The organism is Arthrobacter sp. MYb221 (genome assembly GCF_002979835.1).
Lineage (GTDB): Bacteria > Actinomycetota > Actinomycetes > Actinomycetales > Micrococcaceae > Glutamicibacter.
In genome coordinates this window covers 90,221-104,730 of the sequence record NZ_PCPW01000009.1, presented here as the reverse complement: position 1 = coordinate 104,730, position 14,510 = coordinate 90,221, and the positions used below count along the sequence as shown (strand labels likewise).

Sequence of the window (14,510 nt, the reverse complement as noted above, 5' to 3'; positions counted from 1 at the left end):
GTGTACACAAACAATGGCACAAGAATTCTTAAAATACGACACCTCGCCCCGCGAAAAACACAACTTCAGAGTTTTTGCGAGCCGAGGTGCCGAGCGAGCATGACTAGCCCTGACGCGCTTTCATCCTTGGATTCTTCTTGTTGATCACAAAGACCCTGCCGCGACGGCGGACCACTTGAGCACCGGGCACCTTCTTCAGTGCTCGGATTGAATTTCTAACCTTCATACGCTTTCACCTCTTCTCCATATATCCGACTCCTCCTGATCTGGCCCAGTTGCACTCGAAGCGCCATGCAGGGCCAGAAGCTGTTCATCGCTTAGTTCGCAGGATTCCAAGAGCGCCCTGACCTCAGCTTCGCAATGCTCCGAGCCGGTCAATTCCAGATGAGTGCAAGCAACGTCGCTTTCCCATGCCCCGGTTGATTCCATCCAGACCCGTGGCCCAGTACCGGTGAGCGCAACACGTACGCCGGGGCAGCTTGCCATCCAGAGCGTCCCGCGAACGCACATGCAGGTTGCGACTACCTCCGGCAGCACCTCGCGGAAACGGTCGGCATCAAGTGGTCGCTCGACTCTGATGAGAATTTTTGAATCTGCGATCTCCGAATCACCCGCGCCATGCGAGAAATGACCGGGGCGAGACCTAAGAAGGGCTTCGTGCTGGTCATAATCACCCAAATCAACTTCGCTTGCGCCTGAATTGAGCGCCGCATGCGGCGCTAATTCCGCGATCAGCCTCGCCCCATGCTCGTATTGCTCACCGGAAGCTTTTAGATGCTCAGCCGATTCGCCAAGAAGCTCTACGCTCACTCCTTCAACGAGCATCAGGCTATCGGCCAGCGCGAGTTCACGGATCAGGAACTCCCCTGCGGTTCGCTCATCATTTGGCATGGCATTGAAGCCTGACTCCCACAGGGTCCTTCGATCCCAGAACTGGTCTTCCGTCGCGGCCGGGTCCAGCGCGAGGACCACGTGGTCGATTGTGACCCCACGCCCCGCAAGCTCGGAACGCACTATGTCCAAGACCTGATCACTATGCCAAGTAGCCGGCAGCAGTTGGATCACCACGGCATCTTCGCGCCCAGGTAGCAGGCGCAACAGCGTCGGGAGAATTTCAAAGCGCACAGCGCAGCCTATGCAACCGTGCTCGAGTACGGATTCGGCGCGCTCGGTAGCATTATGCTTTCCTTCAACTCGGCGCAGGACACGATTGCCCTCTAGCAGATCGTGGCCAATAACCAGCGCCTCGGGATATTTCCCAAGCAGTCGACTGACAGCGACATCTCGGCAGTGGACTTCCAAAGATGAGACAAAAATAAGCTTCATAAGGCTCGAGTTTACATGAGAATGATTCTCAATATAAATAACGAATACTTCGTGTTAACCGGCAGCGGGCCGCCAAAATCATCAATGATCGATGATTTGGCGGCCCGCACCGTGGAAAATTCCTAGTGGAAGAAGTGACGCGCTCCGGTGAAGTACATGGTGATGCAAGCAGCGTTTGCCGCGGCGACAACTTCCTCATCACGAACCGAACCACCAGGCTGAACGACAGCCTTAACGCCGGCGTCAAGCAAGATCTGCAGGCCATCGGCGAACGGGAAGAACGCATCCGAGGCGGCAACGGCACCTTCGGAACGTTGCTCGGAAGCGGAGCCGTCAACGTTTTCCGCGCCCCCGGCGGCATCTGCACCGGATTCAACCTTCACGCCAAGGGTATTGGCGCGCTCGACTGCAAGCTTGCACGAGTCGACGCGGTTGACCTGGCCCATGCCGATACCCACGGCTGCACCGTCCTTGGCGAGGAGAATTGCGTTCGACTTCGCCGCACGCACCGCACGCCAAGCGAAGGCAAGATCAGCCAGCGTCTTCTCGTCGGCAGCCGGGCCGGCCGCAAGGGTCCAGTTCGCCACGTCGTCACCGGCAGCAGTGATCTTGTCACTGGCCTGCACCAGCATGCCGCCGGAAACCTGACGGAACTCGTTTGCGTTGCGCGCGTAGCCCTCTGGCAATGCCAGCAGGCGGATGTTCTTCTTGGCCGAGAGGATCTCTACTGCTTCTGGTTCGAAGTCCGGTGCGATGACCACCTCGGTGAAGATGCCCTTGACCGTTTCGGCCATTGCTTTGGTCACCGTGCGGTTAGCGGCGATGACACCGCCGAAAGCCGACACCGGATCGGTGGCATGCGCCTTGGCATGGGCCTCGGCAATTGGATTGGCCGCCTCCGGGGAAGCGACCGCAACGCCACAGGGGTTGGCATGCTTGATCACTGCCACCGCGGGCTGCTCAAAATCGAAAGCGGCGCGCAGCGCCGCATCGGCATCCACGTAGTTGTTGTAGCTCATCGGCTTACCGTGCAGCTGGTCCGCCTGAGCGATACCGGCTGGGGCCGCCTCGTCAACGTACAGTGCTGCCTGCTGGTGCGGGTTTTCACCGTAGCGCAGCGCTTCGGCACGCTGCAGGGCTACGCCCGCGTAGGCTGGCCAGTCGATAACACCGTCGCCGTCCTCGTCAAGGAACTGGCTGGCGGTCCAAGAAGCCACTGCGGTGTCGTACGCCGCGGTATGGGCGTAAGCCTTCGCCGCCAGACGCTGACGGGTCTTCAGATCGAAGCCGCCCTCTGCGGCGGCCTCGACGACCTTGGAGTAGAAGGTTGGGTCCACCACGATGGACACCGCTGCGTGGTTCTTCGCAGCCGAGCGGACCATGGCAGGTCCTCCGATATCGATCTGCTCGACAACCTCGTCCTGGCTGGCTCCCGAGGCTACGGTCTGGACGAATGGGTAAAGGTTCACCACGACTAGGTCGATCTGCTCGATATCCATGGCGGACAGGGTGTCCATATGTTCGCCCACGCGACGGTCGGCAAGGATGCCGCCGTGGATGCGCGGGTGCAGGGTTTTCACACGGCCATCGAGCATTTCCGGGGAGCCGGTAACCTGCTCTACCTCGGTGACTGGAATCCCTGCTGCCGCGATCTTCTTGGCGGTGGAACCGGTGGAGACCAACTGCACGCCAGCTTGGTGCAGTCCGGCGGCCAGTTCCTCCAGGCCAGTCTTGTCGTATACGGAAATCAAGGCGCGGCGGATGGCCACACGATCCAAGACGGTCTTACTCACGAAAATGCTCTCCCGGCGGTGAGATGAAAAGGGGCGGGCAACCAATGGTCGCCTCCCCTATTCTAGCGCCGGAAGCAGGCGATTCTTCAGTTCATGTCAGCGCTACTGAACTGGTTGCTCCAGCTGCGGGAAATGCTCGACGAGCTGCTGCGGTGTCAGGCAGAGTTCGAGCAGTTTTTCTGCATGATCGTCGTCGGCAACATAGGCGACCAAGTCGACCTTTGTCCGTTCGTTCAGCTCCTCACGCAATGACTGAGCGACGGCAACGAGGGTGTGATAATAGCGCTTAATTGTGCTCTCCCACCCTTCGCGGGTAGCCAGATCCGTCATCGCATCCGACCAGATTTGCGCGGCCGGGTCTTGGCATAGATCGATAGCGGACCAATGCCAATCGCTCGGTTCCCACTTATCTGAGTAGAAACTGTCGCCATCGTCGTCTTCGAGATCTGCCTCGATGGCGCTCAGGACGGCATCGAGATCTTCGCTGTCCTCGTCCTCATCTGCCTCATCGGTCTCATCCGCGGAGTCTTGAAACTCATCCTCGGTTTCGGTGACATGCTCAACGCTGAGCTGCCCCTGAAGATCAGCGTCCGAACGATCCTCGTAGTTGTCGTCCTCGTCGAGATCTTCGCCGCGTTCCACCAGTAAGTCCCGAGATTCGCTTTGGCGATCGCGTTCGAGCGCTTCAACAGAATTTAATGCCAGCAGCGGCATTGCGATGTTCTCGCTCTCCGAGGTGCTGACACCATGCAGGGCAATGGCATAGAAGTTCTGTTCCGGGTGTTCGGCAATCACTTCCGCCGCGTGTCGAAGGGCAGCCACCCGTATCGCCTCTTCGAGAGCGGTCCAATCTACTCCCATGACCAGAGAATACTCCCTTCGGGCCCCGCGCAACAGGCCTTGACGAAGCCGTGCAAAAGGCGTAATGAGATGCGCTGAAGCTACAGGTTTCGGTATGCTTCGACGCGAAGCGTGCCGCACTTTATGTGGCCGATCCTAGGAAAGGCCAACGACAGTGCCAACTGCCACACTCCCCTCCGGCACGCACATTGTGCAGGAGCTGCCCTTCAAATGGAAGGTGCAAGGCACCATCTTCATCATTGGTGGGCTGGGCTTCATGTTTGATGCCTGGGACGTGACCCTGAACGGTGCGCTCATCCCGTTGGTGGCCGCCGAATGGGGCCTGGACCGCCCCACGGCCGCGTTGCTTGGAACCTCTAACCTGGTGGGCATGGCGCTTGGCGCTTTCCTATGGGGAGGAATCGCGGACAAATACGGTCGCAAAAATGCCTTCTCACTGACCTTGCTGATGTTTTCGATATTCACCGTGCTTGGCGCGCTCTCCCCTAACTTTGGTTTCTTTGTCGCCTTCCGCTTCCTTGCAGGAGTAGGCTTGGGAGGCTGCATTCCGGTGGACTACGCCTTGGTTGGCGAATTCACCCCGGCAAAACTGCGCGGACGGGTGCTCACGGCAATGGATGGCTGGTGGCCCATCGGCGCGGCACTGTCCTTCTTCGTTTCCGGGTGGGTTATGGCCACTGCCGAGAACTGGCGCTTGATTCTCGCGGTGATGATCCTTCCGGCCTTCATGGTGTTTCTGGTGCGTTTGAAGATGCCCGAATCCCCGCTGTTCCTCGCGGCCAAGGGACGCGAGGTCGAAGCCCGACAAGTCATCGATGAATTGGTGCAGCGTACCGGTGCCGCACCTCGGGACTACGTCATCGAGGCGGCCCCATCTGGCAAGGGACCACGCTGGTGGGAGCAGGTCGTGGAGCTGTGGCGCTACTCGGCCAAGCTGACGGCAACCAGCTGGCTGTTGTTCGTCACCGTCTTGCTCGTCTACTACCTGGCACTGACTTGGCTTCCCACCATCTTGACCGAGGCCGGCATGGCGCAGTCCGCCTCGTTTTTCGCCACCGCGGTGATGGCCCTGATGGGTCTGGTCGGTGTGCTGATCGCCGCCTTGCTCGTAGAGCGAGTGGGCCGCAAATGGCTGCTCGGCATCTCCGCACCACTGGCGGGGATCGTGCTGATCGTGGTCGCCGTCAGCCTGGACGCACCGGCCACCGCGGTGGCCTGGATTCTGGTGTTCGGCGTTGTGGTCCAGGTGGCGATTCCGGTGTTGTATGCCTACGTCTCCGAGCTGTACCCGACCGAACTGCGCGCCAGTGGCTTCGGCTGGGCCTCAACCATGTCCCGCTTTGCCGCGGGCTTTGGTCCGTTGCTCTTCGCCGCCCTTTGGCCGATCGTCGGACTGCCCTGGCTCTTCGCCGGGGCTACCTTCTTGGTGCTCCTCGCGGTGTTGTTCATGGCCCGCTTCGCCCCGGAGACCCGCGGGCGCGACCTTCGCTAGGGACTGCGCAAGCCAAAGGGAGCACGAATGCTTCGTAGTGGACGAGGCGACTTTTTCCTCGCTTACCGAGGTATTGTGAGCTCATGCCTAGGCTCGGAACTGTGCGGCCGCTCGGCGTCACGCGCCGGGTAGCTTTCCCGCTGATTTTCGCGGGCGCCCTGGCGGGAGCGCTGGCCTCCTGCAGCGCGGACACCCGGCCGGATTCGGCCTGCATGCCGCCGGAATTTTCGCTGTCCCAAGGGACCGCGCAGCGCGGAGATCCGGTGCAAATTTCGGCACCAGATGCGGATTGCGACCCTCGCTACGGACCTCAAGCCCAGGTGGAAATCAGCGTCACCGATGCGCAAGGCATCGAAGTCATCCACACCACCGAACCCATGGGCGATGCCGGGAAGTTCAGCTACACCTTCGAAGTGCCGCAGGACATGGAACTTGGCAAGGCGGCTATCAGCGCCTTTCCGCACGCGGTGGACTGGTGCGATGACACCGGGGTGAACAACCGGATTTACGGCGGGCTGGCTATCGTTCGCGCTTCGTGCAGCATTCCCGTGAAAACCTTAGCGATCATCCGCTAGGCCGGCAAGGAATGCCGCCCCGTGCACCGGGCTTCGGGCCAAGAAGCGAAGGTCCTCGAAACCTTCGACGGCCAGTGCCGCGCGGAGGCGCTCTTGATAAATGGGCTGGTGCTCGATTACCCCACCGCCGAGCACCACGGGAGCGGAGATTCCCAGCTGGCCGGCGACAACGCATACCTTGGTCACCACAAAGGTGATCGCCCGCTGAAGAATTTCTTCGGCCGCAGCATCCCCCGACGCAATAGCTTGGAAAACTAGCGGTGCGCACCGGGCCCAGTATTCACGCGAACTTCGCTTGTGGAAGAGCCCAATGAGCTCTTCGGGATTCGCGCACTCGACATGTTCCAGCAACGACGAGGTCAGAGCCGACTCGCGCCGACCTCGGTTGAACTCATCCAGGGCGTGGCGTACCGCCTCACGGCCAAACCAGTAACCCGCTGCTTCGTCTCCCAGCAGGTAACCCCATCCCCCGTACCGTGCGGTCTGCCCGGCGGAATTCAGACCCCAAATCGCTGACCCGGTTCCCAGAATGACCGCGATCCCCAGGTCAGATTGCCCGGCGGCCAGGATCAGCCGCGTATCGTGCACCACCCTGACCTCAGCATCCGGAACAAACGGTTCGATGAGTTTGCGCAGCGCCAGGCTATCGGCGTCGGTGTCGATCCCTCCGGCACCTGCAATCACCAAATCAACCTGCGGTTCGCCGAGTTCCGCGAACGCTTCGCGTAGCGCCTGCCGGGCTTCGTCCAGGCTGACGTTTTGCACGTTGGCGCTGCCGGTGCGAACCTCTGCAACGATCTGGTCGTCCAGGTAGCGCACCGCGTGCGTTTTTGTTCCACCGATATCGAGCGCGATCAGTCGAAGCGGTGCTGATTTACTTGCGTGCGTCGATTCCATGGTGACCTTTGTCTGCCGTCTCTTCGGGCTCTTACCCGGCTTTAGCTTTTCATCGCGCTTGCCCAATGGCCGAGGAAGCAGCCACACCACCTGCACAGAACGCGATTTTGCAGAACCGTCCACGTGAGAGCGCGGTGGAGAGCTCAACCATTCCGCTTATTGGATAGTCTAAATGCAAGCTTACTGTTCTCAAGGAACCGTTGTTCCGAGAAAGGCATTCATGCATGATGACATCTCGCTGACCACCGGACGCGTCAAACGCGTCCTCAATGAACGAATCCGTCCCTCGGTGTATTCGGATTCGGTCCCGTTCGAGGTGTCGTGGCATGAGCTGCCAGGTGAACCGATCCCCGCCGTGGAAGGTATTGCCCTTGACTACACGCCGACGCAGGTCGGCGCCGCGTGGGGAGCCGCTTGGGGTACCACCTGGTTCAGGCTTCGCGGGCAGGTCCCGGAAAGTTGGGCCGGACGCCGCGTGGAGGCGGTCATTGACCTGGGTTTCGATGCCAACATGACCGGGTTCCAGTGCGAAGGGCTGATTTACCGTCCCGACGGGATCACCATCAAGGCGCTGAACCCGCGCAATCAATGGGTTCCGGTCAGCGAGTCAGCCGAGGGCGGTGAACAACTCGAGCTCTTTTTGGAGGCAGCTTCCAATCCGGTGCTCCTTGATTATCACCCGTTCTTGCCCACCGAGCAGGGAGATATCCTTACCTCGTCCCCGCGCAAGCTCTACACCACTCGCCGCATGGATTTAGCGGTCTTCGAACCGGTCGTCCATGATCTGGTCCTCGACCTTGAAGTGCTGCTGGATCTGCAAGCCGAGCTGCCCGAAGGTCCACGACGCATGCAGATTCTGCAGGCGCTGGATAACTCAATGGACGTGCTGGACCTGCAGCGCATCGTTGACACCGCGCAGGCTGCACGTGACCGGCTCTCCCAGGTGCTCGCCGCCCCGGCGGAACACAGCGCCCATCAGATTTCGGCGATCGGCCACTCGCATATCGACTCCGCCTGGTTGTGGCCACTGCGCGAAACCATCCGTAAGGTCTCACGCACCTGCTCCTCCATGGTGGAACTGCTGGATTACGATGATGAGTTCCTCTACGGAATGTCCAGCGCACAACAATACGCCTGGCTGAAGGAACACCGTCCCGAAGTGTGGGACCGCGTGAAAAAGGCGGTGGCCGACGGCCGTTTCCTCCCGCTAGGCGGCATGTGGGTCGAATCGGACACGGTGATGCCTTCCGGGGAGTCTTTGGTCCGTCAATTCCTCTATGGACAGAAGTTCTTCCGCGACGAATTCGGGATCACCTCGGCCGGAGTGTGGCTTCCGGATTCCTTCGGCTACTCCCCCGCGCTGCCGCAGCTGATGCGCCGGGCAGGCTTTGAATGGTTCTTCACCCAAAAGATCTCCTGGAACCAGCAGAATAAATTCCCACACCACTCGTTCTTGTGGGAGGGAATCGACGGATCGCGAATATTCAGCCACTTCCCCTCCATGGATACCTATAACTCGCAGCTTTCCGGCGAGGAAGTCGCCAAGGCTTCCCGACAATTCCGCGAGTCACGGCTGACCAACAATTCGATCGCCCCGGTGGGCTGGGGCGACGGTGGCGGCGGAACCACGCGCGAGATGACCGGCAAGGCGCGCCGCCTGGCAAACCTTGAAGGCAGCGCCACGGTGAAGTGGGAACATCCCAACGACTTCTTTGACCGCGCCCAGCAAGAGTTGCCAAGCCCTCCGGTTTGGGTGGGCGAACTCTATCTTGAGCTTCACCGTGCCACGCTCACCAGCCAGCACCAGACCAAACAGGGGAACCGGCGCACCGAGCAGCTGCTGGTCGAAGCCGAACTATGGGCGGCCACCGCCACCATCTATGCCGGCGCCGAATACCCCTACGAGCGGATCGACGCGCTCTGGCAGACGGTATTGCTGCACCAGTTCCACGACATCCTCCCGGGCACCTCGATCGCCTGGGTGCACCGCGAGGTGGTGGCCCGGTACGCGCAGGTCATCGAGGAAGCAGAAGCGCTCATTGGTGCAGCGCAGCAAACGCTCGCCGGAACCGGCACGACATCGCTGACCTTCAACGGCGCAGCCTTTGCCCGTGCGGGCATACCCTTCGGGGCCGCCGGCGAAATTTGCGCAGCCGAACACGAGGCGGTGCAGGTCGCCGAGCATGAGGGCGGATACCTGCTGGAGAACGCTCTGGTGCGGATTTTCGTCACCGCCGAGGGTCTGGTGAGCTCCGCAATCGATGTGGCTACCGGCCGGGATGCCATCGCTCCGGGGCAGGTGGCGAACCTGCTGCAGCTGCATCAGGACTTCCCGAATATGTGGGATGCCTGGGACGTGGACAAGTACTACCGCAATCAGGTCACCGACTTGCGCGCGGTGGACTCGATGGAGCTTTCCCGCGAAGCGGATGGAAGCGTGAAGCTGACAATTCTGCGCAGCTTCTCGAATTCCAAGATCGAACAACAGCTCGTTCTGGCGCCTGGCTCACGGACCCTGCAGATCAAGCAGAGCACCGAGTGGCATGAGGCGGAGAAGTTCCTCAAGGTCTCCTTCCCGCTGGATATTCGTGCGGAGCATACGATCGCCGAGACGCAGTTCGGCTACCACCAACGAGTCACCCATGTGAACACCAGTTGGGAGGCTGCGAAGTTTGAAACCTCCATGCACCGCTTCGTGCTCGCGCAGGAGCCCGGCTTCGGTGCGGCACTGATCAACGATTCCATCTATGGCTTCGATGTCACCCGCGACTCCACCGAGGCCGGCATCTCCACCACCTTGCGCTTGTCGCTCTTGCGCGCTCCGCGATTCCCGGACCCGGAAACCGACCAGGGGCGCCAGACCCACCGCTACGGTTTGGTCATCGGCGCGGATATCGCCTCGGCGACCGAGGCAGGAGCCTTGCTGAACAGCGCCGCGCGGGTCATCCAGGGTGCCACGCCGGTGGCTCCGCTGGTCACCCTCGACGGCGAAGGCCTGGTGGTTTCCAGCGTGAAGCTTGCCTCCGATCGCTCCGGCGACCTGGTGGTTCGGGTCTACGAGTCGCTGGGACGGCGGGCGCGCGGCAGCTTGAAAATCAACGCAAAAATCGCGGCGGCGAGTACCGTGAGCCTGCTGGAAGATGCGCTCCCCGAGAACGGCACCGAGGTGGCAGACGCTGAGGTGCGCCTGGCCTTGGGTGCCTTCGAGGTGCGCACGGTTCGCTTCGGCTTGGCCAGCTAGCCGGCGACAGGCAAGGGGCGTCTGGTCCACGCGCTGACTCGTATGGACCAGGCGCCCCTTGCCGCTCCGTGAGGCGACCGCAGTATCCGGCGCCGCTACTGGATCATCGTCCCGTCGGGTGCGACCGCGTACCAGACTTCGTTAACCCCTTGGCCGGCAACATCACCCGCTTTGCTGTCATTGATGAAGGTGTACAGCGGCATTCCGTTGAGCGTCAGATGCATTTCGCCCTCGGGGCTGGTGATAGTTCCAACTTCGCCGGTGACTCCTTCCAGGGTCGGGGTGTCGCTGGTGGTTGTGGCGATTGGCCAATTGGCCAGGCACTCGCCGGTGCAGGCGCTGGTCGTGGTGCCGGCCGTGTCGTTGGTGAAGTAGTACAGGGTCATGCCGTTCGCGTCCACCACGACATCACCCAAACTCGTGGAAGCAACGCCCAAGTCAACGCCCGCGGCGGTGTCCATCGGCGCTTCGGAGGTGCTCTTCGGCCCGCCGTACATGCCGCCACCGCTGTCGTCGCCGCTGCCCGCGCCGCCACCGCAACCGGCAAGCAGCAAGGCCGCGCCAAATAACACCGCGGCGGGAGCAGCAAATTTCCTGCGGCTGATCGTATTCATGATGCATTCCTTTCATCGGACGGGCTGAGCGGTCTGGCCCCGGCCAAGACCGAATCCACGCGAGGCCATTGAGCAGAGTTGCCCGCAGACTGCCCTCAATGTCTAAGACGCAGAGAAATGTGTTCTGGTTCATGTTTTTGCAATTTTTTCTGCGCATACTTGGAATGTGAATGAACCATTTTCCGTACCGGCGCGTCTTAGTGGGTGAAGCTTTGCCCTCACGACGACCGACTGGAGCGAAGGTGCCATTAGACGCACAGGTAGTCTCCGACATCTACCGCGAGCATGGAGAGGCGCTGCGGCGCTTTGCCTTGCGTGTCGCGGACAATCGGGACGAGGCCGAAGATGTGGTGCAGGAGACCGTGCTAAAAGTTTGGAAGGCTGCGCCGGTATTGACCGGCTCGCTACGCAGTTATCTGTTTGCGACGGCGCGCAATGTGATTATCGATCGGCACCGCCGGGCGGCTGCCCGAATTTCGGCCCTGCCCTTGGGCGAAACCGATCCGGAGGCCGGCGACACCTCGCGAGAAATATCCGAGGCCTTGGACCGGATACTGATGGAGGAAGCGCTCATGCGCTTGAGCTTCGAACACCGCAAGGTAGTTTTGCATCTGCATTATTTCGGTTCCACGGTGGCGCAGGCAGCACGGGATCTTGGCATCCCGGAGGGTACGGTGAAATCGCGGGCCTACTACGCGATGCGTTCCCTGCGCGGGATCTTGGAGGAGATTGGGGTTGGGCAGTGAACGAGCACATTGATCTTGGAGCGCATGTGCTCGGCGGGCTGAGCCCTGATGAGCAGGCTGCCTTCGAACTGCACCTGTCCGGATGCTTGGAATGCCGGCAGGAATTGGCTGTCTTCGCTCCCGTGGCCGGGCGTTTAGGTTCGGTGGACGCGGGCACTGCGCGGACCTTGCTGGAGCCGCGCCCCACAGAACCAGAGCTGAGGGCCGAGGTTGATTTGCTGGACTCCTTGCGTGCCCGGCGGCGCTCGCGGCGCCTGATTCAACGGTCGGCGCTCGCGGTCGCGGTCGCAGCTTCGGTGGCCGCCGGGGTCTTCCTGGCCCCGGTAGTGCGCCCAGCCCCGGCGCCGGATGCCACCTATGAGGTTGTTGGCCTCACCGGGCAACAGGTCGGTCTGGGGCTGAATGCAAAGGCCTGGGGCACCGAACTCCGATTCGAAGGTAGCGGACTTCCCACTCAGGGCACGCTGTCGCTCTGGGTGGTCGATTCCACCGGCGCGGTGGACCAGGCTGGCGCTTGGAGCGCCACGAAAACGGGCAAGACCCAGATGACCGGTGCCGTCCCCGTGCAGCTGGACGAAATTTCCTCGATTCAGTTGCGCGACGTCGATTCGAAAGTTCTCGCCGAGCTGCAATTGCCTGCGCATCCCGCGCCGCAGTCAAGCTAGCTGCTGGCGGTCCACCGCCGGCAGCCCGTGATCCTGCCATCCGGTTGGCGCCCGGCCAGCGTGGCGGGCAAGAATCTAGCCGCTCCCGGTACGAGCCTCGCTCAGCCCGGGATGTGGCCGGTGGCCTACCAGGGGGAGGGCTCGTAGTCCTTGAGGAAGCAGCCGTAGAGGTCGATGCCGCGTTCCCCGTCGACGATCGGCTGGTAGACCCGGGCCGCCCCGTCGATCAGGTCCAGCGGCGCGTGCCAGCCCTCGGCGACCATGCGGACCTTGGAGTCATGCGGGCGCTCGTCGGTGATCCATCCGGTGTCCACCGCGGACATCAGGATCCGGTCGGTGACCAGCATTTCCTCGGCGCTGGTGCGCGTGAGCATGTTCAGCGAGGCCTTGGCCATATTGGTGTGCGGGTGCCCGGCGCCCTTGTAGCGGCGGGAGAACTGGCCCTCCATGGCCGAGACGTTCACGATGTACTTGCGGTGCGCGTCGCTCGCGGCCAACGCCGGGCGCAGCCGCGAGGCCAGCAGGAACGGCGCGGTGACGTTGCACAGCTGCACCTCGAGCATTTCCAGCGCGTCGACGTCCCCCAGGATCTGCGTCCAGGAGTTTTCGGTGACCACGTCGGGCACCAGCCCGCCGGCGTCGATCGCGGTGCCGGTGGCAATTTTTTCGAGGGTGGCCGAACCCGCGGTCATCGCTAGTTCGGCGAGCGCCTGCGCATCGTATTGCGCGTGGGCTGCCGGTGCCAGCAGGGCTGAATCTTCGAGCCGGAACGCGCTGGCCAGCGCCTTGGGGTGTTCTGCCGGCGGATTGGCCTCGCCCCACAGTTCCGGTCCGCCGCGCACGAATTCTAGCTCAGCCGGAAGTTGCTGATGCTCGGCTTCGATCAGGTGCTGGTAGGAATTGGTGGTGCGCCGCACCGTCTGGGCCGCGTTATTGATCAGGATGTCAAGCGGACCTTCGGCGGCGACGCGGTCGGCCAGCGAGATCACCTGAGCGGGGTCACGCAGGTCGATTCCGACGATGCGCAGCCGGTGCATCCAGTCTGCCGAGTCTTCGATCGCGGCGAAACGCCGGACCGCGTCGCGTGGGAAACGCGTGGTGATGGTGGTGTGGGCGCCGTCGCGCAGCAGGCGCAGCGCGATATGCATCCCGATTTTTGCCCGGCCACCGGTGAGCAGTGCGCGTCTTCCGCTGAGGTCTGCGCGGGCGTCCCGGCGTTCGCGGCCCTGCGCGGCACAGGCGGGGCAGAGGTAATGGTGGAAGGCATCGACCGTGGTGTAGCGCTGCTTGCAGATGTAGCAGCCGCGCGGGCGCAGGTATTCACCTGCGCTTTGCTCCGCGGCGGAGGAACTCAGATCCAGACCCAGGGTTTCGTCATCCAAGCGATGTGGCGAGCCGGTGGCGGTGCGTTCGATGACCGCCCGGTCTGCCGCGGTGATTTCGGCGCGCTTCTGGGATTTGCGGTGGCGTTTGGCGGCCTTGAACATGTTGCTGGTGGCACGGCGGACGGCGATATGCCGCTCATCCTCGCTGGGAAGCCGGTGCACCATGCCCAAGACCTTCAGGGCGGTTTCGAGTTCGGCTTCGGTAAAGTGGGCGTCGTCGCCGGTGGGCTCTGCCGGGTGTGGATGTTCAGTCATGTCGCCATCCAGTCTACTTTGTGCCGTTGCTGGCTACTTGCCCGTTGCCAGATCCGCCAAGGTATCGATCAGCAAGCGGCGTTCGACCAGCTTGATGCGTTCGTGCAAGGTGTCTTCGGTATCCTCGTCGCGCACTGCCACGGCTTCTTGACGTAGGATCGGGCCGGTGTCTACCCCGGCGTCGGCGATGTGCACCGTGCAGCCGGTGACCTTGACCCCATAGGCCAAGGCGTCCCGCACGCCGTGGGCTCCCGGGAAGGAAGGCAGCAAGGCCGGGTGAGTGTTGATGTACGTGCCGTCGAAAGCATCGATGAATTCCTCGCCGACAATGCGCATGAATCCGGAGGAAACCACGTAGTCGGGCCGGTAGGACAGGCACTTTTCGGTGAGCTCATGATTCCACTGCCCGCGGTCGGCGTAGTCCTTGAAATTGACCACGAAGGTTTCGATGCCGGCGGCCGCCGAACGCTCAACGCCGTAGGTGCCGTGCTTGTCCGCACCGACTGCGGCGATCTCTACATGAGGCAATTCGCCAGTTGCCACGGCGTCAATGACCGATTGAAGGTTCGAACCGGTTCCGGAAACAAGTACAACAATGCGCATACAGGCTATTCTACGGTTCCTTTGGCGTGCGGTTATCGCCGCCGCCGGCAGGTGAAG

General features: G+C 61.8%; 13 protein-coding genes. 5 read left to right on the top strand and 8 right to left on the bottom strand.

Annotated elements, in window-relative coordinates:
- Positions 1 to 103: 103 nt before the first annotated feature.
- The 4 genes from ykgO to CQ015_RS12300 form a co-directional block, all read right to left on the bottom strand.
- Positions 104 to 226, bottom strand: a complete 123-nt coding sequence (gene ykgO, locus CQ015_RS12315; RefSeq protein ID WP_096289084.1) for a type B 50S ribosomal protein L36 — start codon at positions 224 to 226, stop codon at positions 104 to 106.
- Positions 223 to 1,326, bottom strand: coding sequence for a GTP-binding protein (locus CQ015_RS12310; RefSeq protein ID WP_105650216.1), 1,104 nt, complete (start codon positions 1,324 to 1,326; stop codon positions 223 to 225). Before CQ015_RS12310 ends, ykgO begins: the two co-directional genes overlap by 4 nt.
- A 122-nt stretch (positions 1,327 to 1,448) precedes the next feature.
- Positions 1,449 to 3,119, bottom strand: a complete 1,671-nt coding sequence (gene purH / locus CQ015_RS12305) for a bifunctional phosphoribosylaminoimidazolecarboxamide formyltransferase/IMP cyclohydrolase (RefSeq protein ID WP_105650215.1) — start codon at positions 3,117 to 3,119, stop codon at positions 1,449 to 1,451.
- Between the two features lie 102 nt (positions 3,120 to 3,221).
- Entirely contained in the window at positions 3,222 to 3,980 is a 759-nt protein-coding gene (locus CQ015_RS12300) for a DUF4303 domain-containing protein (protein ID WP_105650214.1), read from the bottom strand.
- Positions 3,981 to 4,134: 154 nt separating this feature from the next.
- On the opposite strand from CQ015_RS12300, the gene CQ015_RS12295 reads away from it, so the two are divergent.
- A complete protein-coding gene (locus CQ015_RS12295; RefSeq protein WP_105554175.1) occupies positions 4,135 to 5,472 on the top strand; it encodes an MFS transporter in 1,338 nt (445 codons plus the stop codon).
- An 83-nt stretch (positions 5,473 to 5,555) separates the two neighbouring features.
- The gene (locus tag CQ015_RS19400) at positions 5,556 to 6,047 is read left to right on the top strand and encodes a hypothetical protein (protein WP_258133664.1); all 492 of its coding nucleotides are present in this window, start codon (positions 5,556 to 5,558) and stop codon (positions 6,045 to 6,047) included.
- On the opposite strand, the gene CQ015_RS12285 is transcribed toward CQ015_RS19400, so the two are convergent.
- Positions 6,030 to 6,944, bottom strand: coding sequence for an N-acetylglucosamine kinase (locus tag CQ015_RS12285; protein ID WP_105650240.1), 915 nt, complete (start codon positions 6,942 to 6,944; stop codon positions 6,030 to 6,032). The two genes, CQ015_RS19400 and CQ015_RS12285, sit on opposite strands and share 18 nt — an antisense overlap.
- A gap of 220 nt (positions 6,945 to 7,164) precedes the next feature.
- On the opposite strand from CQ015_RS12285, the gene CQ015_RS12280 reads away from it, so the two are divergent.
- Entirely contained in the window at positions 7,165 to 10,185 is a 3,021-nt protein-coding gene (locus CQ015_RS12280) for a glycoside hydrolase family 38 C-terminal domain-containing protein (protein ID WP_105650213.1), read from the top strand.
- A gap of 95 nt (positions 10,186 to 10,280) precedes the next feature.
- Here CQ015_RS12280 and CQ015_RS12275 read toward each other — a convergent pair whose 3' ends face one another.
- The gene (locus CQ015_RS12275) at positions 10,281 to 10,799 is read right to left on the bottom strand and encodes a hypothetical protein (protein ID WP_105570044.1); all 519 of its coding nucleotides are present in this window, start codon (positions 10,797 to 10,799) and stop codon (positions 10,281 to 10,283) included.
- A gap of 242 nt (positions 10,800 to 11,041) precedes the next feature.
- Here CQ015_RS12275 and CQ015_RS12270 point away from each other — a divergent pair, with 242 nt between their 5' ends.
- Entirely contained in the window at positions 11,042 to 11,545 is a 504-nt protein-coding gene (locus tag CQ015_RS12270) for a sigma-70 family RNA polymerase sigma factor (protein WP_105650212.1), read from the top strand.
- Entirely contained in the window at positions 11,542 to 12,210 is a 669-nt protein-coding gene (locus CQ015_RS12265) for a zf-HC2 domain-containing protein (protein ID WP_181148539.1), read from the top strand. The genes CQ015_RS12270 and CQ015_RS12265 overlap by 4 nt, the downstream gene beginning before the upstream one ends.
- Before the next feature lie 125 nt (positions 12,211 to 12,335).
- Here the strand turns inward: CQ015_RS12265 and CQ015_RS12260 are convergent, their stop codons facing one another.
- Both CQ015_RS12260 and purN read right to left on the bottom strand, forming a co-directional pair.
- Positions 12,336 to 13,850, bottom strand: coding sequence for an SDR family NAD(P)-dependent oxidoreductase (locus CQ015_RS12260; protein ID WP_181148536.1), 1,515 nt, complete (start codon positions 13,848 to 13,850; stop codon positions 12,336 to 12,338).
- A 33-nt stretch (positions 13,851 to 13,883) separates the two neighbouring features.
- Positions 13,884 to 14,453 (bottom strand): phosphoribosylglycinamide formyltransferase, encoded by a 570-nt coding sequence (purN, locus tag CQ015_RS12255; RefSeq protein WP_096289096.1) that lies wholly within the window; start codon positions 14,451 to 14,453, stop codon positions 13,884 to 13,886.
- Positions 14,454 to 14,510: the final 57 nt, after the last annotated feature.

Excerpts from the sequence above, each read along its gene's own strand:
- ykgO (WP_096289084.1), bottom strand. The coding sequence starts at position 226 with ATGAAGGTTAGAAATTCAATCCGAGCACTGAAGAAGGTGCCCGGTGCT.
- CQ015_RS12310 (WP_105650216.1), bottom strand. The coding sequence starts at position 1,326 with ATGAAGCTTATTTTTGTCTCATCTTTGGAAGTCCACTGCCGAGATGTC.
- CQ015_RS12300 (WP_105650214.1), bottom strand. The coding sequence starts at position 3,980 with ATGGGAGTAGATTGGACCGCTCTCGAAGAGGCGATACGGGTGGCTGCC.
- CQ015_RS19400 (WP_258133664.1), top strand. The coding sequence starts at position 5,556 with ATGCCTAGGCTCGGAACTGTGCGGCCGCTCGGCGTCACGCGCCGGGTA.
- CQ015_RS12285 (WP_105650240.1), bottom strand. The coding sequence starts at position 6,944 with ATGGAATCGACGCACGCAAGTAAATCAGCACCGCTTCGACTGATCGCG.
- CQ015_RS12280 (WP_105650213.1), top strand. The coding sequence starts at position 7,165 with ATGCATGATGACATCTCGCTGACCACCGGACGCGTCAAACGCGTCCTC.
- CQ015_RS12275 (WP_105570044.1), bottom strand. The coding sequence starts at position 10,799 with ATGAATACGATCAGCCGCAGGAAATTTGCTGCTCCCGCCGCGGTGTTA.
- CQ015_RS12260 (WP_181148536.1), bottom strand. The coding sequence starts at position 13,850 with ATGACTGAACATCCACACCCGGCAGAGCCCACCGGCGACGACGCCCAC.
- purN (WP_096289096.1), bottom strand. The coding sequence starts at position 14,453 with ATGCGCATTGTTGTACTTGTTTCCGGAACCGGTTCGAACCTTCAATCG.